At 34.5% G+C, this 20,565-nt stretch carries 27 protein-coding genes; 21 read left to right on the top strand and 6 right to left on the bottom strand.

What is annotated here, in order from left to right:
- Positions 1-34 precede the first annotated feature (34 nt).
- Complete coding sequence (locus tag IEU88_RS00350; protein WP_103372521.1) at positions 35-3,214, top strand: efflux RND transporter permease subunit; 3,180 nt, start codon at positions 35-37, stop codon at positions 3,212-3,214.
- Positions 3,215-3,370: 156 nt separating this feature from the next.
- On the opposite strand, the gene mspA is transcribed toward IEU88_RS00350, so the two are convergent.
- Together mspA and IEU88_RS00340 are read right to left on the bottom strand one after the other, a co-directional pair.
- Entirely contained in the window at positions 3,371-3,688 is a 318-nt protein-coding gene (gene mspA, locus IEU88_RS00345; protein WP_096808671.1) for a membrane stabilizing protein MspA, read from the bottom strand.
- Between the two features lie 63 nt (positions 3,689-3,751).
- A complete protein-coding gene (locus IEU88_RS00340; RefSeq protein ID WP_096808672.1) occupies positions 3,752-3,928 on the bottom strand; it encodes an SE1832 family protein in 177 nt (58 codons plus the stop codon).
- A 148-nt stretch (positions 3,929-4,076) separates the two neighbouring features.
- Here IEU88_RS00340 and IEU88_RS00335 point away from each other — a divergent pair, with 148 nt between their 5' ends.
- Positions 4,077-4,985 (top strand): AEC family transporter, encoded by a 909-nt coding sequence (locus IEU88_RS00335; protein ID WP_103372522.1) that lies wholly within the window; start codon positions 4,077-4,079, stop codon positions 4,983-4,985.
- A gap of 541 nt (positions 4,986-5,526) precedes the next feature.
- Here the strand turns inward: IEU88_RS00335 and IEU88_RS00330 are convergent.
- From IEU88_RS00330 to IEU88_RS00320, 3 genes are all read right to left on the bottom strand, one after another.
- Positions 5,527-6,318: a glucose 1-dehydrogenase gene (locus IEU88_RS00330; protein WP_103372524.1), complete on the bottom strand. Its 792-nt coding sequence runs from the start codon at positions 6,316-6,318 to the stop codon at positions 5,527-5,529.
- A 94-nt stretch (positions 6,319-6,412) separates the two neighbouring features.
- Positions 6,413-7,270: a RhaT/GlcU family sugar-proton symporter gene (locus IEU88_RS00325; RefSeq protein WP_103372525.1), complete on the bottom strand. Its 858-nt coding sequence runs from the start codon at positions 7,268-7,270 to the stop codon at positions 6,413-6,415.
- Positions 7,271-7,463: 193 nt separating this feature from the next.
- Positions 7,464-8,333 (bottom strand): GNAT family N-acetyltransferase, encoded by an 870-nt coding sequence (locus IEU88_RS00320; protein ID WP_115359560.1) that lies wholly within the window; start codon positions 8,331-8,333, stop codon positions 7,464-7,466.
- 123 nt (positions 8,334-8,456) lie between these two features.
- Here IEU88_RS00320 and IEU88_RS00315 point away from each other — a divergent pair, with 123 nt between their 5' ends.
- Together IEU88_RS00315 and IEU88_RS00310 are read left to right on the top strand one after the other, a co-directional pair.
- Positions 8,457-10,595: a DNA topoisomerase III gene (locus tag IEU88_RS00315; protein WP_103372771.1), complete on the top strand. Its 2,139-nt coding sequence runs from the start codon at positions 8,457-8,459 to the stop codon at positions 10,593-10,595.
- Between the two features lie 110 nt (positions 10,596-10,705).
- Positions 10,706-12,040, top strand: coding sequence for an NCS2 family permease (locus tag IEU88_RS00310; RefSeq protein ID WP_096808679.1), 1,335 nt, complete (start codon positions 10,706-10,708; stop codon positions 12,038-12,040).
- A 138-nt stretch (positions 12,041-12,178) separates the two neighbouring features.
- Here the strand turns inward: IEU88_RS00310 and IEU88_RS00305 are convergent, their stop codons facing one another.
- Positions 12,179-12,568: a hypothetical protein gene (locus IEU88_RS00305; RefSeq protein ID WP_096808680.1), complete on the bottom strand. Its 390-nt coding sequence runs from the start codon at positions 12,566-12,568 to the stop codon at positions 12,179-12,181.
- A 355-nt stretch (positions 12,569-12,923) separates the two neighbouring features.
- Between IEU88_RS00305 and rpsJ the strand changes: the two genes are divergently transcribed.
- The 17 genes from rpsJ to rplF all read left to right on the top strand — a co-directional run bounded on the left by rpsJ (position 12,924) and on the right by rplF (position 20,557).
- Entirely contained in the window at positions 12,924-13,232 is a 309-nt protein-coding gene (rpsJ, locus tag IEU88_RS00300) for a 30S ribosomal protein S10 (protein WP_002482611.1), read from the top strand.
- Between the two features lie 23 nt (positions 13,233-13,255).
- Positions 13,256-13,915 carry a 50S ribosomal protein L3 gene (gene rplC, locus IEU88_RS00295; RefSeq protein WP_096808681.1) on the top strand — a complete coding sequence of 220 codons (660 nt, stop codon included), beginning with the start codon at positions 13,256-13,258 and terminating at the stop codon, positions 13,913-13,915.
- 26 nt (positions 13,916-13,941) lie between these two features.
- On the top strand, positions 13,942-14,565 hold the full coding sequence (gene rplD, locus IEU88_RS00290; RefSeq protein ID WP_096808682.1) for a 50S ribosomal protein L4: 624 nt from the start codon (positions 13,942-13,944) through the stop codon (positions 14,563-14,565).
- Positions 14,565-14,840, top strand: coding sequence for a 50S ribosomal protein L23 (rplW, locus tag IEU88_RS00285; protein ID WP_019468642.1), 276 nt, complete (start codon positions 14,565-14,567; stop codon positions 14,838-14,840). Before rplD ends, rplW begins: the two co-directional genes overlap by 1 nt.
- A gap of 28 nt (positions 14,841-14,868) precedes the next feature.
- Positions 14,869-15,705 carry a 50S ribosomal protein L2 gene (rplB, locus tag IEU88_RS00280; RefSeq protein ID WP_096808683.1) on the top strand — a complete coding sequence of 279 codons (837 nt, stop codon included), beginning with the start codon at positions 14,869-14,871 and terminating at the stop codon, positions 15,703-15,705.
- Positions 15,706-15,769: 64 nt separating this feature from the next.
- Positions 15,770-16,048: a 30S ribosomal protein S19 gene (rpsS, locus tag IEU88_RS00275; protein ID WP_096808684.1), complete on the top strand. Its 279-nt coding sequence runs from the start codon at positions 15,770-15,772 to the stop codon at positions 16,046-16,048.
- 28 nt (positions 16,049-16,076) lie between these two features.
- Positions 16,077-16,430 (top strand): 50S ribosomal protein L22, encoded by a 354-nt coding sequence (gene rplV / locus IEU88_RS00270; protein WP_096808685.1) that lies wholly within the window; start codon positions 16,077-16,079, stop codon positions 16,428-16,430.
- Between the two features lie 23 nt (positions 16,431-16,453).
- Positions 16,454-17,107 (top strand): 30S ribosomal protein S3, encoded by a 654-nt coding sequence (gene rpsC, locus IEU88_RS00265; RefSeq protein ID WP_096808686.1) that lies wholly within the window; start codon positions 16,454-16,456, stop codon positions 17,105-17,107.
- Between the two features lie 2 nt (positions 17,108-17,109).
- On the top strand, positions 17,110-17,544 hold the full coding sequence (rplP, locus tag IEU88_RS00260; protein WP_019468647.1) for a 50S ribosomal protein L16: 435 nt from the start codon (positions 17,110-17,112) through the stop codon (positions 17,542-17,544).
- Positions 17,534-17,743, top strand: a complete 210-nt coding sequence (rpmC, locus tag IEU88_RS00255) for a 50S ribosomal protein L29 (RefSeq protein ID WP_002509269.1) — start codon at positions 17,534-17,536, stop codon at positions 17,741-17,743. Before rplP ends, rpmC begins: the two co-directional genes overlap by 11 nt.
- 26 nt (positions 17,744-17,769) lie before the next feature.
- Positions 17,770-18,033, top strand: coding sequence for a 30S ribosomal protein S17 (rpsQ, locus tag IEU88_RS00250; RefSeq protein WP_096808687.1), 264 nt, complete (start codon positions 17,770-17,772; stop codon positions 18,031-18,033).
- A gap of 30 nt (positions 18,034-18,063) precedes the next feature.
- A complete protein-coding gene (rplN, locus tag IEU88_RS00245; RefSeq protein WP_019468649.1) occupies positions 18,064-18,432 on the top strand; it encodes a 50S ribosomal protein L14 in 369 nt (122 codons plus the stop codon).
- 41 nt (positions 18,433-18,473) lie between these two features.
- Positions 18,474-18,791 (top strand): 50S ribosomal protein L24, encoded by a 318-nt coding sequence (gene rplX / locus IEU88_RS00240; RefSeq protein ID WP_096808688.1) that lies wholly within the window; start codon positions 18,474-18,476, stop codon positions 18,789-18,791.
- Positions 18,792-18,816: 25 nt separating this feature from the next.
- Positions 18,817-19,356, top strand: a complete 540-nt coding sequence (gene rplE / locus IEU88_RS00235; RefSeq protein WP_096808689.1) for a 50S ribosomal protein L5 — start codon at positions 18,817-18,819, stop codon at positions 19,354-19,356.
- Between the two features lie 21 nt (positions 19,357-19,377).
- Positions 19,378-19,563, top strand: a complete 186-nt coding sequence (locus tag IEU88_RS00230; protein ID WP_096808690.1) for a type Z 30S ribosomal protein S14 — start codon at positions 19,378-19,380, stop codon at positions 19,561-19,563.
- A gap of 31 nt (positions 19,564-19,594) precedes the next feature.
- Positions 19,595-19,993, top strand: a complete 399-nt coding sequence (gene rpsH / locus IEU88_RS00225) for a 30S ribosomal protein S8 (RefSeq protein ID WP_096808691.1) — start codon at positions 19,595-19,597, stop codon at positions 19,991-19,993.
- A 27-nt stretch (positions 19,994-20,020) separates the two neighbouring features.
- The gene (rplF, locus tag IEU88_RS00220) at positions 20,021-20,557 is read left to right on the top strand and encodes a 50S ribosomal protein L6 (protein ID WP_096808692.1); all 537 of its coding nucleotides are present in this window, start codon (positions 20,021-20,023) and stop codon (positions 20,555-20,557) included.
- Positions 20,558-20,565: the final 8 nt, after the last annotated feature.

Here is a 20,565-nt window from a genome sequence, read left to right as displayed (position 1 = left end):
TAAACTGAATTATAATGTAGAGGAGAAAGAAAATATGATCAAAAAACTTTTACAGTTTTCACTGGGAAATAAGTTTGCTATCTTCCTTATGGTCATACTGGTTATATTAGGTGGCGTATATTCAAGTGCTAAAATGAAACTTGAACTATTACCTGACGTAGAACCACCAGTAATTACTGTACAAACGACAATGGCAGGAGCTACGCCTGAAACGATCAAAGATGATATAAGTGATAAGATTGACGACCAAATAAGATCCATGGCAAATGTAAAAAATGTTAATGCTCAATCCATTCAAAATGCTTCTATGGTATCTGTTGAATATGAAAATGGAACGAATATGGATAAAGCTGAAAATGATTTAAAAAAGGAATTGGATAAAATTAACTTCAGTGATGAAGTTGAAGAACCAGAGTTAACGAGAAGTTCCATGAATGCTTTTCCAATTGTAGCCTATTCATTTACCACAGATGATAATAATCTTAAAGATACAACAAGCAAAGTTAATAACCAACTATTGCCTAAATTACAGACAATTGATGGCGTACAAAATGCACAATTGAACGGGCAAACATCACGAGAAGTTTCAATAAAATTTGACCAAGATAAATTACAACAGAGTGGTTTGACTGTAGAAAGTGTGGAACAATTTTTAAAAAGTGCTACTAGTGAAACCCCGTTAGGATTATTCCAATTTGGTAAAACTGAGAAATCGGTAGTAATCGATGGACAATTCACTTCAGTAGAAGCGTTGCAAAATTTGGAAATCCCATTATCAGCATCAAGTATGGGTAGCCAAGGACAAAGTGATGGAGAGTCAACTCAAAATGGTGAGGCGCAACTTTCGTCACAAGCAGCTGATACACCATCGTCTGATAATAATTCGGATGAAGCGGCTAATGATAGTAGTGTACCTTCAGTTAAACTTCAGGACATTGCAAGTGTTTCAGTAGGTGAGGAACGTGAGTCTATTTCTAAAACAAATGGCAAAGACGCAATTAATGTACAAGTGACAAAAGCCCAAGATGCAAACACTGTTCAAGTAGCAAATGATACTAAAAAAGCCATAGATGAATTCACAAAAGAAAATAAAGATATAAAAGCTACAAAAGTGATGGATACGGCCAAACCAATAGAAGATTCACTGTATACAATGATTGAAAAAGCAGCACTCGGTACGATTGTAGCTATTATTGTCATCTTATTATTCTTAAGAAACATTAGAACTACGGCGATTTCAGTCGTTTCCATACCTATGTCTATACTTATTGCGATGGTTGCGCTGAAATTAGCCAATGTTTCATTAAACATTTTAACACTTGGTGCGCTGACAGTTGCAATCGGACGTGTTATCGACGATTCAATCGTTGTAGTTGAAAACATATATAGACGTTTATCAGACAAAAAAGAGGCATTAACGGGTGATAAGCTAATCATCAGTGCAACAAAAGAAGTTTTCAAACCAATCATGTCTTCTACTATTGTTACGATTATCGTATTTCTACCATTAGCATTTGTAACTGGTTCAGTAGGTGAAATGTTTAGGCCATTTGCACTTGCAATTGCGTTTAGTTTATTAGCGTCGTTACTTGTTTCAATTACGATTGTACCTTCCTTGAGTGCTACATTTTTTAAAAAAGGTATAAAACGGAAAAAAGAAACATCTTTAGGCATAGTAGGTAGGGGCTATAAAAAGATATTACGTTGGTCACTCGCGCATAAATGGATAGTAATGCTTATAAGTACTGTTGTTTTAATAGCTAGTGTGGGCTTAGGTGCTGCGAAACTAGGAACTAGCTTTATCTCAACTGGTGAAGATAAATTTATGGCATTAACGTATACACCAGAGCCAGGTGAAACAGAAGCAGGTGTCTTAGAACATGCTGAACAAGTACAAAAATATTTGAATAATAAAGATAAAGTGAAAACAGTACAATATTCTGTTGGTGGAGCAACACCAACAGATCCGACAGGTAGTTCAAACAGTATGGCGATTATGGTGGAATATGAATCTAACACCCCTAATTTCGATGAAGAACCTGATAAAGTCTTGAATCATATCGAGACATATCAGCATCCCGGGGATTGGGCGAACCAAGATATGAGTGGTGGCGGCACAAATAATGAATTAGAAGTATCCGTAACAGGACCATCACTTGACGCAATAAAAGATACGGTTAATAAAGTTGAGAATGATATGAAAGATATTGAGGGGATGGCAAATGTAAAATCTGATTTAACAAAAACATACGAACAATATAATATCAAAGTAGATCAGAATAAAGCTTCAAATTATGGTTTATCTGCGTCACAATTAGCTATGACATTAAACCAAAACACACCAGAACAAAGTGTAACCACAGTTAAAGAAAGCGGTAAAGAGATTGACGTAAAGATTAAAGAAGATAAAGAGACTGACTGGACAGAAGCAAAACTTAACAACACTGAGCTTCAGACACCAACAGGTCAATCAATTGAATTAAGTGATATAGCTGAATTAGAGAAGACAAGCACACCGAACAAAATAGAAACAAAAGCAGGGGACTATACTTCAAAAGTTTCCGGTAAAGTAACAAGTGATGATGTTGGTGGTACATCTCAAAAAATACTTTCAAAAGTCAATGAAATAGAGAAACCTGATAATGTAGATATTAATGTAGGGGGCGCTAATGAAGATATTAATAATGCAGTAACGCAACTAACTATGGCAATGCTCGCAGCAATTATTATTGTTTATTTAGTATTAGTGTTGACGTTTAAAGGCGCATTGGCACCATTTACAATATTATTCTCATTACCTTATACAGTTATCGGCGTTGTTGTTGCACTAATTGTAACTGGTGAAACAGTTTCTGTACCAAGTATGATTGGTATGCTAATGTTGATTGGTATCGTGGTAACAAATGCAATTGTGTTAATCGATAGAGTAATCAATAAGCAACAACAAGGCATGGAAATGAAAGCAGCGCTATTAGAAGCAGGGGGCACGCGTATCAGACCAATCCTGATGACTGCATTAGCAACGATTGGTGCATTAACACCAATGTTATTTGGTGAAGATAGTTCTATTATTATTTCCAAAGGTATGGCTGCAACAGTTGTAGGCGGTTTAATATCTTCGACATTACTGACATTAATTGTTGTGCCAGTTATTTATGAAATATTGTTTACTTTAAAAGCCAAAATATTAAAAAAAGAAAATAAATCAAAATAACTGATGCAGGACAACATAGAAATGCATTATAATTATTGAACTAATAAAATATGAATCGGGCGTACCGTATCAAGTTGTAGATACCGTACGCCCGTCTTTTAATTTAATAAAAAATGCTGAAATAGCTTAGCTACATCAGCATTAAAATGGGTGTTTTTAATATAAAACTAACGTCAAAATGACATAGATTACAAATAAAACAATACTCATTATATTTAAAATTTGTACAGCTTTCTGGTCGTTCTTACTATTTTTAAAGCCTGTAATTTCTACATTACCTACGATAAGTAATAGCACGATAAATACCCACCAATTTACAGCGGGGAATGATAATGTTGTAATAGCTACAACGAATAACAAAAGTAAAGCCATAATGATACGTAAAATACGTGTAATAATTGTGTTCATCTTAAATATACTTATGTAGCTTACGATTAAATATAACACGGGCAAAAATATAAGATACAGTTGCATATATTACATCCTTTCTATGTTCGTCCTTAATCTTAGCATGTAAAATATTTATTTACTAGGATGTTATTTATTTTCTTTTTGTCTAATTTCTGAACGTACTTCTGCCATTTCTTGTTCTATTTGTTCAAGTTGTCGAATTAAAGGATCTACAGATTGACTAACGGATTCTCTTTTTTCAAGATCACCTTGTAATCGAACGTAATCATGTTTTAGTTCTGCTAGCTTATCATTTAAATCCATTTAATTACCTCCTTCACTATCTTGTATAGGCTTTCAGTATATAGTTAGAATTATAACATGGATTCGAAAGCTTCTAAAATAGATGTAACTTATGTTAAAGTATGAAAATAGAATGAAAATGATATGATTGAATGAAAGAAGGATTTATGTGACCCAACAATTTATTATTATTATTTTACTTATTGCCTTAGGCTATACACTTAAACGCATAAAATACTTTAAAGCTAATGATAGTCAAGTCTTTTCAACCTTAGTCTTAAATGTCACGTTACCTTCTTTAGTAATCGTCAATTTAAATGGGGCAAGCTTAGATTTATCGCTTTCTATATTGCCTATTATGATGATACTATACGGTGTTATTGCAAAAGTCATTGTGATTTGGTTTTTCTTAAAATACGATAATCATATACGTGGCACTGTTGGGATGATGACGGCATCACTCAATATTGGTTTATTTGCTTATCCTCTTGTAGAGGCTATTTGGCCTAAAACAGGTATGATATATTTCGGCATGGCTGATATCGGTGGTGCCATCATTATGTTTGGGGTGACTTATTTTGTTGGGAGTTACTTCAGCAGTGCTGGTGATAATTTTGATTTCAAATATTTAGGTAAAAATTTGCTTAAATCTGTTCCTTTAATGACATATATCATCATGTTTATTTTAAATATGCTTAATATTCATTTCCCAGAACCTGTAATTAACTTCTTCTCTGTTTTATCAGGCGCTAATATGCCATTATCTATGATTTTACTTGGTTTAATGCTAAATTTTAGTATTGATAAGCGCTTTTTACCTATTGCTTTAAAATATTTAGGCTTGCATTATGGTCTAGGCATATTAGCAGGATTATTAGTTTATTTCTTGTTACCTGTAGACGACCAAATGATTAAGACAACATTACAAGTTGCTTGGTTATTACCGATTGGTGTAGCTATCATACCTTATTCTATTCAGTTTAAATATAAGACGTTGCCATTGGTAGGTATGGTCAGTAACTTGACGATTGTAATTAGTATTATTATTTTGTATATCTATCAAGCTTTATTTGTATAAATCATTAAAATAGATAATATTTCTAAACTAATCTGGATAGGTTAGTTCTAACTGTCGACAAAGTTTCCGACTTTGTTGGCAGTTTTTTATGCATACTTTCCGTAGGCATTGCTATAGCTCGTCGTTTTCGGTTAGTGTATTTGCAGGCATCGTATCCAATTACTGCTGCATTTAAAATGAAAGCAATAAAATATATGAAATTATATAGCAAGCGAGTTTATAGGTTGCATAAATATAGTAAAGTAATTAACAAATGCTATGATTTTAGTGAAAATATTGCTATTTCAAAAAATTTTTGGAATAAAGTCGATGAGATAAGCGATCATTGGGACAAAATTAATGTAACTACTGCTCATATTTAGGATGTCGTTTTTAGATAAATTACATCATTTAACAACTTAATAAATCTATTCATCAACCTCACATTAATGTTATACAAACAAAAATAGACAAACCTAGCGCAAATCAAATGTTTGCGTAAGATTTGTCTATTTTTTGAGCCAATCTAAATAAGTTGGTTTGTTATAGACGAGGAGGTATGTTAACCTTTACCTCCCATAAATGCTGGATAGTTTGTCATTCCGCCATCCACATAAATGGTAGTTCCGTGAATATAGCTTGCTAAATCAGATGCGAGGAATCTTGCAACGTTAGCTACTTCATCAGCTTCGCCGATTGCTTTAGCTGGAATCATTTCTAAGGTTTCTTCGCGTGTTTTAGGATCTGAGAATTTTTCTCTTGTATGTTCAGTTACAATTGCGCCTGGTGAGATATTATTAATGCGAATGCCGTATTGCGCGTATTCCATAGACATTGTTTCCATCATTAATTTTAACCCGCCTTTACTCGCGGCATAATTGACATAGTTTGGCCAAGGAATTTTGTCGTGAACGCTTGATGTATTAATAATAATACCTTGTTTATCTTCTTTAAGAAATTGATTAACTGCAGCTTTTGAACCTAAAAAAGCACCAGTTAGGTTGACATCAATCACTTTTTGCCATTCTTCTAAAGGCATCTCGTGAGTTGGTATAGGTTTTTCGAACCCAGCGTTATTAATCATAATGTCAAGCGTACCAAAACGTTTAACGGCAGATTGGACAAGATGATTAACATCATCTTCTTTTGAGATATCTGCTTGAACTTTAATAGCTTTACCACCAGCGTCCTCTATGAATTTAATTGAGGACTCGATAGCATCCATATGACGTTCAGAACGATAGTTTAATATGACATTGGCTTTTTCTTCACCAAATTGTTCTGCCATTGCTTTTCCTATACCACTGCCAGACCCAGTAATAACAACGACTTTACCTTCTAAATCTTTAAACATTTAAAATTCCTCCTTGTTATTCGGCATACTTTAAAAGTTTAGATCATATAATAAAGTATATTGATTGATAATGCTTTGTTGTAACGCTTCTATATTAACCTTTAATATTACCTAAGACAAAGGCAGCTATAACGATTAGTACTATACCTGTCCATATGCCAATCATTTGACGTTTGTCTTTTCTTTCACCTAATAAGAATATTCCTCCAAGTGTAGAGACGATTACTAATAATTGTGAAAATGAAAAGCTAGTTGCTACGCCTACTTTAGGTTGTGAATAGAACATAAACAAGTTACCTATTCCCCAAATTACACCTGGGATTAAATTCCAAACTGTACTTTTTATTGAAGTTTCATGTTTAGCAGATAAAATTAATCCGCCAATTGCCATACCTATAGATTGGAAGAAGAGGGCATTCATGCCATCTACACCAAATATTTGAGCAACTACCACATAGACGACATAGCCTACTGTAGAAATTAATAAAATAGGAATCGCTTTACCAAAGTTTTTGGTATTCTCTGATGCTTCATTTTTTCCTTTAATAGATGTAAGCGCAATACCGCCAACAAGTAAAACCATTGCTACTAAGCCGAGTGCAACTTGAGTTCCAGTACTCCACTCACCTAAGAAAATGGCACTAAATAAAGTTGTGCCGACAAGTTGCAAACCTGTAGAAATTGGCATGGTTTTAGATACACCAATTAAACTCACTGATTTTAATTGATATCCTTGTCCTAATGCCCAAAAAGCACCAGAAATTAAACCTACAATAATAACGATGGGGTCGTCGAATTTTGTATTGCCAGTAAGTAAGAGTAAAATACCAATAATAAGCGCACCGAAAGTAGTACCTCTAATTTGATTGTAAGGGCCTCCACCAACGAGCACATTAATTAAAACAACACTCCCCCAAAACAACGCAGGGAGTAGGGCAATTAATAAATCCATAATTAAGCTTCACTCACTCTCTATTTAATTTTACTTTCCTTCTATATAAAACAATCATTTTTGATCGCCCTAGATATATATTCTAAAGTAAAGTTATCGGATAGTAAAAATATTAGATTATAGTGCAGCCTTTTTATTTATAAAATTAATATGAATATATAACTTAAACAAGAAACTTATAAAACGCTTACAATTAAATATATGCAGCTACATATTTGAATTTTTTATATTCATAATTAATATTGAAACCTAGTTCGTTGAACCGCTCAACTAAAGTTGAATTTTTGCTACGAATTTTAAAATAAATTTTGTTGATATTATAAGATGTGAATGCAAAATGTAATGAATATGAAAGTAAATCAAAAGCGATACCCATTAATCTATAATCAGAATGAGAAGAAAAATACTTAATTTCAGCAATATGATTATTTTCATAGATTTCAAGGAATAGATAACCTTTAAGCAATCCCTCTGACATAAATATAAATAAGCGATGACAGTCATCCAATGATTCGACGATTTCATCAGCAGTCATGACATCATGTTTAAACGTTTCATTGTGAAGTTTACTAAAATAACGGTAAAAAGCAGGTTGATATTCAATAATATTTTGGGTGTTATTGACTTCGCCCATATCTTTCGTAGTAATGAGATGATAGTCAGTAAAGTTATAAGACGCACCTAAAGATTTCATGAATGGTAAATAGTCTTGTTCGTTTTCTTCGAAAGAGAAATTGAAATTTGCAAAATCAGGTTTGCTCTTTGCCAAACTTTCAAAAAGATGATTCATATCTTCAATAGATGGTTTTATATTTTCAGCTAAGAAAGGCCCAATCACTTTATATTTATTATGCTCATATTTTAGTGCTAAGATTAACATCGTTATTTGGTTTTGCTCATTGACACTTGCAAATACACCTGGATCTTTTATAGCGTCTGAAATAACAGTTCTAATATCATTGTGCATTTGAGGTAGTTTATATAAATAAGAAGCAAATTGGTAGTTAGCACTATTTAGAAATTCTAGAATTTGATCGACATCTTTCGGATTTGTTGTTTTCATATCATTCCCTCCATATGATGAACTATTAAGTTAATTATAAGAACTTTTTCATGTAAATGGAAGTTTTGATGTGCTATATACATGTTACAATAAATATTATATTGAATTTGAAAGGACGAAATTATGAAATCACTTATTATTGCTGAAAAACCTTCAGTAGGCAGAGACATTGCCAAAGCACTAAATATAAATGAAAAACGTAATGGCTATTTCGAAAATAGTAAATATATCGTGACTTGGGCGCTAGGACATTTAGTCACAAATGCGACGCCAGAACAATACGATAATAATTATAAAGAATGGAAGCTGGATGACCTGCCGATTATACCTAAACATATGAAGACGGTTGTCATTAGCAAGACAAAAAAACAATTTTCTATAGTACAATCTTTAATCAATAATAAAAATGTAAAAGACATTATTATAGCAACAGATGCTGGGAGAGAAGGCGAACTGGTTGCTCGATTAATATTGGATAAAGCCCATAATAAAAAACCTATTCAAAGGTTATGGATCAGCTCAGTAACGAATAAAGCTATTAAAAATGGTTTTTCAAAGTTACAAGATGGACGCAAATTTAATAATTTATATTATGCAGCGTTAGCTCGAAGCGAAGCAGATTGGATTGTTGGAATTAATGCAACACGTGCATTAACTACGAAATATGATGCTCAACTATCACTTGGAAGAGTTCAAACGCCGACAATACAACTTGTTCAAATGAGACAAAACGAAATTAATCATTTCGCACCACAGATGTATTTTACAATGAAAGTTATTGCTGATGGCCTTACATTCCAAAGTGTGAATCCACAATCAGCAACTGATAAAACTGTGTTTGAAAACATTAAAAATGAAATAAACAACAAACCAGCGTTAGTGGAAAAAATAAATAAAACGCATAAGAAATCATACGCGCCTAGACTATTTAATCTAACAGATTTACAACAGGAGGCTTATAAACGTTATCACTTCGGGCCAAAAGAAACATTGAATGTCTTACAAGCTTTGTATGAAAGACATAAACTTGTAACGTATCCACGTACAGATTCGAATTATTTAACTGATGACATGGTAAACACACTTAAAGATCGCGTTCAAGCAATTATGGGTACTTCTTTAAAGGAAATTGCAAAATTACAAATAGCACAATCATTTTCAAAAAATCAAAAATTTATAAATAACCAAAAAGTATCAGACCATCATGCAATTATACCAACAGAAGTGCGTCCTGATATGCAACAGTTAACGCAACGTGAATCAAAAATATATATGATGATTGCTCAAAGATTTTTAGAAAATCTTATGCCTCCTCATGAATATGAAGTTGTAGCTATTAATTTATTAATAGGAAACTATCAATTTGTATTAAAAGATAAAATTACAACAAAATTAGGTTTCAAAGCGATTTATGAAAATAAGGAAGCGGTTAATAATCAAGTCGAGCAATTATCGGAAGGCTCCAAATTAAAAATTACACAATACAAAATCGAACAACAAGAAACAACACCTCCATCGTACTTTAATGAAGGAACTTTATTAAAAGCGATGGAAAGCCCACAAAAATTCTTTAAATTGAATAATAAAAAGCACAATGAAACATTGAAAGAAACAGGCGGTATTGGCACAGTTGCGACTAGAGCAGATATCATCGATAAGCTATTTAATATGAATGCGATTGAATCACGTGATGGAAAAATAAAAGTTACTTCCAAAGGTAAGCAAATTTTAGAATTAGCGCCACAAAAATTAACTTCCCCATTATTAACAGCAGAATGGGAAGAAAAACTTTCATTAATTGAACAAGGAAAATATAATGCAAATCAATTTATATCTGAGATGAAGTCTTTTACGCATGAAGTCGTTAATGAAATTAAAGAAAGTAAGCAAAATTATAAACACGATAACCTAACAACAACTGAATGTCCAACGTGTGGAAAATTTATGATTAAAGTTAAAACAAAAAATGGACAAATGCTTGTTTGTCAGGACCCTAAATGTAAGACTAAGAAAAATGTCCAAAGAAAAACGAACGCACGTTGTCCTAATTGTCATAAAAAAATGATGTTATTTGGTAAAGGTAAAGAAGCAGTTTATCGTTGTGTATGTGGCCATACTGAAACACAGGCACAAATGGATAAACGCCATAAAAATAAAAAGTCTGATAAAGTAAATAAAAAAGATCTAAAAAAATATATGAATAATGATGAAGGTATAGAAAATAATCCATTCCAAGACGCATTAAAAGGACTTAAATTTTAGTTTTATCGAACAAAAAGATATAAAAATATATCAAAGTTCGTGTTTGCTATTGTAAATTAGTAAGTTTGGTATTAGAATATGTAGGTATTTTAAAAAAAGGAGAACTTACTGTGAAAAAGTATTTCAAGTTTGATAAACATGAGACTAATTATAAAAAAGAAATACTTGGTGGTTTAACAACTTTCTTATCAATGGCATATATTTTAGCTGTTAACCCTCAAGTACTTAGTTTAGCAGGTGTAGACGGGGTATCCGAAAGCATGAAGATGGACCAAGGCGCCATTTTTGTTGCCACTGCGCTAGCAGCATTTGTTGGTTCGCTATTTATGGGACTAATAGCTAGATATCCTATAGGCTTAGCGCCAGGTATGGGATTAAATGCATTCTTCGCTTTTACTGTTGTATTAACTATGGGTATACCATGGGAAATTGGATTAACAGGCGTACTATTTTCTGGTGTCGTTTTCGCATTTCTAACTATGACAGGTCTTAGGGAAACAATTATTAATGCAATACCTTTTCAAATGAAAATGGCAGTATCTGCAGGTATAGGGCTCTTCATTACATTTGTAGGATTACAAAGTTCAGGAATTATTGTTAATAATGATTCTACATTAGTAACACTAGGAAATATTACAGATGGTCCAGTATTGCTAACAATATTTGGTATCGTGGTTACAGTGATACTTTATGCAGTAAGAGTTCCAGGTGCCATATTTATAGGTATGGTTATCACTTCTATCTCAGGTATGTTAACTGGCTTAATACATACGCCGAGTGGAATCGTAGGTAAGATACCAAGTATTGAACCAACCTTTGGTGCTGCATTTGAAGCATTTAAAGATCCAGCGCAACTATTTACGGTTCAATTTTTAATCGTTATTTTAACTTTCTTGTTTATAGATTTCTTTGATACTGCGGGGACACTTGTTGCCGTAGCTACACAAGCAGGTATCATGAAAGATAATAAATTACCAAGAGCCGGACGTGCGCTTTTCTCTGATTCATTAGCCACGATTGTGGGCGCCATTTTTGGTACAACTACGACAACATCCTATATAGAGTCTAGTTCTGGTGTAGCTGTTGGTGCGCGAACAGGATTTGCCAGTGTAGTTACAGGCTTCTGTTTTTTGTTAGCGATATTCTTCAGTCCGCTTATGGAAGTAGTAACAAGCGCAGTTACTACGCCAGCATTAGTTGTAGTAGGGGTTTTAATGGCGGCTAACTTTGCAGAAATTGATTGGAAAAAATTTGAAGTTGCGGTGCCCGCGTTTATTACGATTATCATGATGCCGTTGTCGTATTCAATCGCTACAGGTATTGCATGTGGTTTCATTTTTTATCCTATTACAATGTTAATTTCTAAAAGACATAAAGAAGTACATCCCATTATGTACGGTTTGATGATATTGTTTATATTATATTTTGTATTTGTTCATGGTTAAAAATAAAATCCCATTGCTTCGAGATAATTCGAATGCAAAGGGATTTTTTATTTATATATAAGTTACATAACGACGTATTAAAACCAGTTTCTACATTATAATGTTTCACCTAACTAGAAAGTATGAATAATATGATAACTAATTTTTTTCTTCCTGTTTTTCTTGAGTATAAACAACTTTTGCATGCTTATTTGGGATATATAGTGGCGTAGAAAATACAATTAAAATAAAGAACAACATTAAAAAGAATAAAATCCAATGGATGATCATACCGATAAACGGTACAAATGCTATAAATGAACCAATCACACCTAATAATGGAATTAATAACATTGGTTTAATAGTATTTTGCTTATCTGCAACTAATATAATAACAATTATAAAATACAGCAATGCATTCAAAAGCAATGGCTGCCAACCAAAACTAAAGATAATACTGCCTCCTAAAAAGGGAACGCCATATATAAATTCTCCAATAATTAAAATGAGACTTAATACGATAAGCGTTGTACGAATACCACTTTTCATAAATATTCACCACCTGACATTGTATAGTATAAACGAAATTAAAAAAGAAAAATAACATTTAGTCATTCGATGACTATCATAAAATAAAAGTATAAAAATTTTTCAAAAGAGGTTGAACTGAATATTTTATTCAAGTATAATAACAAGGTATGTGTTAGGCAAAAAGTAAAAAAGTTTTGCAGAAAAGCTTGAAAACTCACTGCTTTTCATGTAACATATCTAATGTTGGACTTTAAGAACACGCGATGAAGCGAAAGGTTACTGACACACCCGGCCGCTTTGCCATGGCGCTGTGTGAGATAGTTTTCGTGGAGAAGTCTATCACTTAAATGTAGACGTATAAGGAGGGAAAATTATGGCAAAACAAAAAATCAGAATCAGATTAAAAGCTTATGATCACAGAGTTATCGATCAATCTGCAGAAAAAATTGTTGAAACAGCAAAACGTTCTGGTGCAGACGTTTCTGGACCAATTCCGTTACCAACTGAAAGATCAGTTTACACTGTAATTCGTGCCGTGCATAAGTACAAAGATTCACGTGAACAATTCGAACAACGTACACATAAACGCTTAATCGATATTGTTAACCCTACACCAAAAACAGTAGACGCTCTTATGGGCTTAAACTTACCATCCGGTGTAGACATCGAAATTAAATTATAAAAAAATTAGGAGGTGGACTTTCGATGACCAAAGGAATCTTAGGAAGAAAAATCGGGATGACACAAGTTTTCGGTGAAAATGGTGATTTAATCCCAGTAACAGTAGTAGAAGCTAGTAAAAACGTAGTATTACAAAAGAAAACTGAAGAAGTAGATGGCTATAATGCAATCCAAGTAGGCTATGCTGATAAAGAAGCTTACAAAAAAGGAAGCAAATCAAGCAAATATGCTAATAAGCCAGCTGAAGGACATGCTAAAAAAGCAGATTCAGCACCTAAGCGCTTCATTCGTGAATTCAGAAACGTTAACGTTGATGAATACGAAGTAGGTCAAGAAGTCTCAGTTGATACATTTGAAGCCGGTGAAATCATTGATGTAACTGGCGTATCTAAAGGTAAAGGTTTCCAAGGTGCCATTAAGCGTCATAATCAAGCACGCGGACCAATGTCACATGGTTCTCATTTCCATAGATCACCTGGTTCAGTAGGTATGGCGTCAGACGCTTCAAAAGTTTTCAAAGGACAAAAGATGCCTGGACGTATGGGTGGAAACACTGTAACAGTCCAAAACTTAGAAGTAGTTCAAGTTGATACTGAAAATAATGTTATTTTAGTAAAAGGTAACGTGCCAGGTCCTAAAAAAGGATTCTTAGAAATTTCTTCATCAATTAAAGGTAATAAATAAAATAGAGCGAAAGGAGGAAATGCATAATGGCAAATTATGATGTATTAAAAGTAGATGGAACTAAATCAGGTTCAGTTGAATTAAGCGATGCAGTATTTGCAATCGAACCAAACAACAATGTTCTTTTTGAAGCAATTAACTTACAACGTGCTTCATTACGCCAAGGTACTCATGCTGTTAAGAACCGTTCAGCAGTACGTGGTGGTGGACGTAAACCATGGAGACAAAAAGGTACAGGACGTGCGCGTCAAGGTACAATTCGTGCTCCACAATGGCGTGGTGGTGGTATCGTATTCGGACCAACACCAAGAAGCTATGCTTATAAAATGCCTAAAAAAATGCGCCGTTTAGCATTGCGTTCAGCATTATCATTTAAAGCACAAGAAAATAGCTTAACAGTTGTAGATACATTAAGTTTTGAAGCTCCGAAAACGAAAGAATTCAAAACTGTACTTTCTAACTTAGAACAACCTGAAAAAGTGTTAGTAATCACAGAATCTGAAGATGTGAACGTGGCATTATCAGCTCGTAACATCCCTGGCGTTCAAGTGACAACAGCACAAGGTTTAAACGTTCTAGATTTAACAAGCGCTGACAGTGTAGTAATCACAGAAGCAGCTGCTAAAAAAGTTGAGGAGGTGCTCGGATAATGGAAGCAAGAGACGTTCTTAAGCGCCCCGTAATTACTGAAAAATCATCAGTTGCAATGGCTGAAGACAAATATACATTCGATGTTGATACTCGTGCTAATAAAACACAAGTAAAAATTGCTGTAGAAGAAATCTTCGATGTTAAAGTTGATAGTGTAAACATCATCAACTACAAACCGAAGAAAAAACGTATGGGCCGTTACCAAGGCTATACAAACAAACGACGCGTAGCAATCGTTAAACTAAAAGAAGGATCAATCGATCTATTTAACTAATAAATTACCAATAAGGAGGTAAACGACAATGGCTCTAAAAAAATATAAGCCAATTACTAACGGTCGTCGTAATATGACTAGTTTAGATTTCGCAGAAATTACGAAAACTACTCCAGAAAAGTCATTATTACAACCGCTACCGAAAAGAGCGGGACGAAATCACCAAGGTAAATTGACTGTTCGCCACCATGGTGGAGGGCATAAACGTCAATACCGTGTAATTGATTTCAAACGTAACAAAGATGGTATCCAAGCAAAAGTTGATTCAATTCAATATGATCCAAACCGTTCAGCAAACATCGCATTGTTATTTTATGCTGATGGAGAAAAACGTTACATTATTGCGCCTAAAAACTTAAAAGTAGGTCAAATACTTGAAAACGGTGAAAATGCAGATATTAAAGTTGGTAATGCATTACCATTACAAAACATTCCAGTAGGTACAATTATTCATAATATCGAGTTGAAACCTGGTAAAGGTGGACAAATTGCTCGTTCTGCTGGCGCTAGTGCGCAAGTATTAGGTAAAGAAGGTAAATATGTATTAATCAGATTAAGATCTGGCGAAGTACGTATGATTCTTTCAACTTGCCGTGCGACAATAGGTCAAGTTGGCAATATTCAACATGAACTTGTTAATGTTGGTAAAGCTGGCCGTTCAAGATGGAAAGGTCTTCGCCCAACAGTTCGTGGTTCTGTTATGAACCCTAACGATCACCCACACGGTGGTGGTGAAGGACGCGCACCAATCGGTATGCCTTCTCCAATGTCACCATGGGGCAAACCAACACTTGGTAAGAAAACACGTCGCGGTAAAAAATCATCTGATAAACTTATCGTTCGTGGACGTAAGAAGAAAAAATAAAAATAACTTATTTGGGTGTGCGGCTTAAACGCTGCACGCACATAATAAGAAGGGAGGCGCCACTATGGCTCGTAGTATTAAAAAAGGACCTTTCGTTGACGATCACTTAATGAAAAAGGTTGAAGCTCAAAGCGGAAGTGAGAAAAAACAAGTAATCAAAACTTGGTCACGTCGTTCAACTGTTTTCCCTGATTTCATCGGACATACATTCGCTGTTTATGATGGACGTAAGCATGTACCTGTATTCGTAACAGAAGATATGGTTGGTCATAAACTAGGAGAGTTTGCACCAACACGTACATTTAAAGGTCACGTAGCAGACGATAAAAAAACAAGAAGATAGTATCTAACAGGTAGAGGAGGAAATTGGAATGGAAGCAAAAGCGGTTGCTAAAACAATAAGAATCGCACCTCGTAAAGTTAGATTAGTATTAGATCTAATTAGAGGCAAAAGCGCTGGTGAAGCGATTGCGATCTTAAAATTAACAAACAAGGCTTCATCGCCAGTAATTGAAAAATTATTAATGTCCGCTTTAGCGAATGCTGAACATAACTACGACATGAATACAGATGAATTAGTAGTTAAAGAAGCTTATGCTAATGAAGGACCAACATTAAAACGTTTCCGTCCACGTGCACAAGGTAGTGCAAGTGCGATCAACAAACGTACAAGCCACATTACAATCGTCGTGAGTGACGGTAAAGAAGAAGCGAAAGAAGCTTAATAAATTCTTAAGGAGGGAACACTGTGGGTCAAAAAATTAATCCAATTGGACTTCGTGTCGGTGTAATCCGTGATTGGGAAGCTAAATGGTATGCAGAAAAAGACTTCGCATCATTATTACACGAAGATTTAAAAATCCGTAAGTTTATTGATAACGCATTAAAAGAAGCTTCAGTTTCTCATGTAGAAATTGAACGTGCTGCTAATCGTATCAACATCGCTATTCACACTGGTAAGCCAGGTATGGTAATCGGTAAAGGCGGTTCAGAAATTGAAAAACTTCGTAACAAATTAAATTCATTAACAAACAAAAAAGTACACATCAACGTAATTGAAATCAAAAAAGTTGATTTAGATGCTAAATTAGTAGCAGAAAACATTGCACGTCAATTAGAAAACCGTGCATCATTCCGTCGTGTACAAAAACAAGCAATTACAAGAGCGATGAAACAAGGTGCTAAAGGTATCAAAACACAAGTATCTGGCCGTTTAGCTGGTGCTGATATCGCTCGTGCAGAACAATATTCAGAAGGAACTGTTCCACTTCATACACTACGTGCTGACATAGGCTATGCACACGCAGAAGCAGACACAACTTATGGTAAGTTAGGTGTCAAAGTGTGGATTTATCGTGGAGAAGTTCTTCCTACTAAGAACACTAGTGAAGGAGGAAAATAATAATGTTACTACCAAAACGTGTTAAATATCGTCGTCAACATCGTCCTAAAACAACTGGTCGTTCTAAAGGCGGTAACTATGTAACATTTGGTGAGTATGGTTTACAAGCTACTACAACGTCTTGGATTACATCTCGTCAAATCGAATCAGCTCGTATTGCAATGACTCGTTATATGAAACGTGGCGGGAAAGTTTGGATCAAAATCTTCCCACATACACCTTACACTAAAAAACCTTTAGAAGTTCGTATGGGTGCTGGTAAAGGTGCCGTTGAAGGCTGGATTGCTGTTGCAAAACCAGGTAGAATTTTATTTGAAGTTGCAGGCGTAAACGAAGAAGTTGCGCGTGAAGCATTACGTTTAGCAAGTCACAAACTTCCAGTTAAAACTAAGTTTGTAAAACGTGAAGAATTGGGTGGTGAAACAAATGAAAGCTAAGGAAATTAGAGACTTAACCACTTCTGAAATCGAAGCACAAATCAAATCTTCAAAAGAGGAGCTTTTTAACCTACGCTTTCAGTTAGCTACAGGTCAATTAGAGGAAACTGCACGTATTCGTACAGTAAGAAAAACGATTGCACGTCTAAAAACTGTTGCTCGTGAAAGAGAAATTGAACAAGGTAAGGCTAATCAATAATTTAATTGAAAGAGGAGGTTACTAAAGTGAGCGAAAGAAATGATCGTAAAGTTTATGTAGGTAGAGTCGTTTCCGATAAAATGGATAAGACAGTAACTGTACTTGTTGAAACATACAAGACCGACAAACTATATGGCAAACGAGTAAAATACTCTAAAAAATACAAAACACATGATGAAAACAACTCAGCTAAATTAGGGGACATCGTTAAGATTCAAGAAACACGTCCTTTATCAGCAACTAAGCGTTTCCGTTTAGTAGATATTGTTGAAGAATCAGTAATTATTTAATAAACAGTGAAGATAAAGGAGGTTTAACTCATGATCCAACAAGAAACACGATTAAAAGTAGCAGATAACTCTGGTGCACGTGAAGTACTTACAGTCAAAGTATTAGGTGGATCTGGTCGTAAAACAGCGAACATTGGTGACGTTATCGTCGTTACTGTTAAACATGCTACACCAGGCGGCGTTGTCAAAAAAGGTGAAGTAGTTAAAGCTGTTGTTGTACGTACTAAATCAGGTGTACGTCGTAATGACGGTTCATATATCAAATTTGATGAAAATGCATGTGTCATCATTCGTGACGACAAAGGCCCACGTGGTACTCGTATTTTTGGACCAGTTGCGCGTGAATTACGTGAAGGTAATTTCATGAAAATCGTATCATTAGCTCCAGAAGTACTATAATAAACTATTTATAAATATATAAATTTAAGGAGGTGCCACACATGCATATCAAAAAAGGTGACAACGTAAAAGTTATCGCAGGTAAAGACAAAGGTAAAGAAGGTAAAGTAGTAGCTACTGAACCTAAAAAAGACCGTGTCGTTGTGGAAGGTGTTAACACTATCAAAAAACACCAAAAACCAACTCAATTTAATCCTGAAGGTGGAATCTTAGAAACAGAGGCAGCAATCCATGTTTCTAATGTACAATTATTAGATCCAAAAACGAATGAACCGACTCGTGTAGGTTATAAATTCGAAGATGGCAAAAAAGTTCGTGTAGCTAAAAAATCTGGCGAAGAAATCAAATCTAATAATTAATAACTAGTTGAAAGGAGGATCCACTGTGAATCGTTTAAAAGAAAAATTCAATACCGAAGTTACATCCGACTTAGTGAAAAAATTCAACTATAGTTCTGTAATGGAAGTACCAAAAATAGAAAAAATTGTAGTAAACATGGGTGTTGGTGATGCTGTACAAAACGCTAAAGTATTAGATGATGCTGTAGAAGAATTACAAGCAATCACTGGGCAAAAACCATTAGTAACTAAAGCAAAAAAATCTGTCGCTACATTCCGTTTACGTGAAGGTATGCCAATTGGAGCTAAAGTAACACTTCGTGGTGAAAGAATGTATGACTTTTTAGATAAATTAATATCTGTATCACTTCCACGTGTACGTGACTTCCGTGGTGTTTCAAAATCAGCATTCGACGGTAGAGGTAACTACACATTAGGTGTTAAAGAACAATTAATTTTCCCTGAAATCGACTATGATCGCGTAAGCAAAATAAGAGGAATGGATATCGTTATCGTAACGACTGCTAACACTGACGAGGAAGCTCGTGAATTGTTAACACAATTCGGTATGCCATTTCAAAAATAATCTCTAAAGGAGGCTAATTAAGTGGCTAAAAGTTCAATGGTTGCTAAGCAACAAAAAAAACAAAAGTTCCAAGTACGTGAATATACGCGTTGTCAACGCTGTGGTCGTCCACATTCTGTATATCGTAAATTTAAATTATGCCGTATTTGTTTCCGTGAATTAGCTTATAAAGGCCAAATCCCTGGCGTTCGTAAAGCTAGCTGGTAATAGAAAAAAGTCTGAAAGGAGGCAACATTCAATGACAATCAACGATCCAATTGCAGATATGCTAACTCGAGTAAGAAACGCAAACATGGTGCGTCATGACAAGTTAGAATTACCTGCTTCAAATATTAAAAAAGAAATTGCTGAAATATTAAAAAGTGAAGGTTTCATTAAAAACGTAGAATATGTTGAAGACGATAAACAAGGGGTTATCCGTTTATTCCTTAAATATGGTCAAAATAATGAACGTGTTATCACTGGATTAAAACGTATCTCAAAACCAGGTTTACGTGTGTATGCTAAAGCGAATGAAGTACCAAGAGTACTTAATGGTTTAGGTATTGCATTAGTTTCAACTTCTGAAGGTGTTATCACTGATAAAGAAGCAAGAAAACGTAATATTGGTGGAGAAATCTTAGGTTACGTTTGGTAATTATTAATAATAAGGAGGTGCGATAACATGAGTCGTGTTGGTAAAAAAATTATTGACATCCCTAGTGACGTTACAGTAACTATCGAAGGAAATACAGTTTCTGTTAAAGGTCCTAAAGGTGAATTATCACAAACAATGAATGAAAGAATGACATATAAACAAGATGAAAACACATTAGAAGTTGTAAGACCAACTGATTCTCAAGATGATAGAACAGTTCATGGTACAACGCGTGCTTTAATCAATAATATGATTCAAGGTGTTAAAGATGGTTACAAAAAAACACTTGAACTTGTAGGTGTAGGTTACCGTGCGCAAATGCAAGGTAATGACCTATTATTAAACGTTGGCTACTCTCACCCAGTTGAGTTTAAAGCTGAAGACGGTATCACGTTCGGCGTTGAGAAGAACACTACAGTAACTGTAGAAGGTATCTCTAAAGAACAAGTTGGAGCTATCGCTTCAAACATTCGTTCAGTAAGACCTCCAGAACCTTATAAAGGTAAAGGAATTCGTTACCAAGGTGAATATGTTCGCCGTAAAGAAGGTAAAACTGGTAAATAATAAATAAC

It is taken from the genome of Staphylococcus nepalensis, from assembly GCF_014635045.1.
GTDB lineage: Bacteria > Bacillota > Bacilli > Staphylococcales > Staphylococcaceae > Staphylococcus > Staphylococcus nepalensis.
Note: the sequence above shows the minus strand (reverse complement) of the source record. Positions and strands in the feature narration are given on the sequence as shown.

Coding starts and splice junctions, on each gene's coding strand:
- IEU88_RS00305 (WP_096808680.1), bottom strand. CDS start 12,568: ATGAAAAGTGGTATTCGTACAACGCTTATCGTATTAAGTCTCATTTTA.
- IEU88_RS00330 (WP_103372524.1), bottom strand. CDS start 6,318: ATGTTTAAAGATTTAGAAGGTAAAGTCGTTGTTATTACTGGGTCTGGC.
- rplC (WP_096808681.1), top strand. CDS start 13,256: ATGACCAAAGGAATCTTAGGAAGAAAAATCGGGATGACACAAGTTTTC.
- rplD (WP_096808682.1), top strand. CDS start 13,942: ATGGCAAATTATGATGTATTAAAAGTAGATGGAACTAAATCAGGTTCA.
- rpsJ (WP_002482611.1), top strand. CDS start 12,924: ATGGCAAAACAAAAAATCAGAATCAGATTAAAAGCTTATGATCACAGA.
- rplN (WP_019468649.1), top strand. CDS start 18,064: ATGATCCAACAAGAAACACGATTAAAAGTAGCAGATAACTCTGGTGCA.
- IEU88_RS00320 (WP_115359560.1), bottom strand. CDS start 8,333: ATGAAAACAACAAATCCGAAAGATGTCGATCAAATTCTAGAATTTCTA.
- rplF (WP_096808692.1), top strand. CDS start 20,021: ATGAGTCGTGTTGGTAAAAAAATTATTGACATCCCTAGTGACGTTACA.
- rpmC (WP_002509269.1), top strand. CDS start 17,534: ATGAAAGCTAAGGAAATTAGAGACTTAACCACTTCTGAAATCGAAGCA.
- rpsS (WP_096808684.1), top strand. CDS start 15,770: ATGGCTCGTAGTATTAAAAAAGGACCTTTCGTTGACGATCACTTAATG.
- rplB (WP_096808683.1), top strand. CDS start 14,869: ATGGCTCTAAAAAAATATAAGCCAATTACTAACGGTCGTCGTAATATG.
- rplP (WP_019468647.1), top strand. CDS start 17,110: ATGTTACTACCAAAACGTGTTAAATATCGTCGTCAACATCGTCCTAAA.
- IEU88_RS00325 (WP_103372525.1), bottom strand. CDS start 7,270: ATGGATTTATTAATTGCCCTACTCCCTGCGTTGTTTTGGGGGAGTGTT.
- rplX (WP_096808688.1), top strand. CDS start 18,474: ATGCATATCAAAAAAGGTGACAACGTAAAAGTTATCGCAGGTAAAGAC.
- IEU88_RS00315 (WP_103372771.1), top strand. CDS start 8,457: ATGAAATCACTTATTATTGCTGAAAAACCTTCAGTAGGCAGAGACATT.
- rpsH (WP_096808691.1), top strand. CDS start 19,595: ATGACAATCAACGATCCAATTGCAGATATGCTAACTCGAGTAAGAAAC.
- rplV (WP_096808685.1), top strand. CDS start 16,077: ATGGAAGCAAAAGCGGTTGCTAAAACAATAAGAATCGCACCTCGTAAA.
- IEU88_RS00340 (WP_096808672.1), bottom strand. CDS start 3,928: ATGGATTTAAATGATAAGCTAGCAGAACTAAAACATGATTACGTTCGA.
- mspA (WP_096808671.1), bottom strand. CDS start 3,688: ATGCAACTGTATCTTATATTTTTGCCCGTGTTATATTTAATCGTAAGC.
- IEU88_RS00350 (WP_103372521.1), top strand. CDS start 35: ATGATCAAAAAACTTTTACAGTTTTCACTGGGAAATAAGTTTGCTATC.
- rplW (WP_019468642.1), top strand. CDS start 14,565: ATGGAAGCAAGAGACGTTCTTAAGCGCCCCGTAATTACTGAAAAATCA.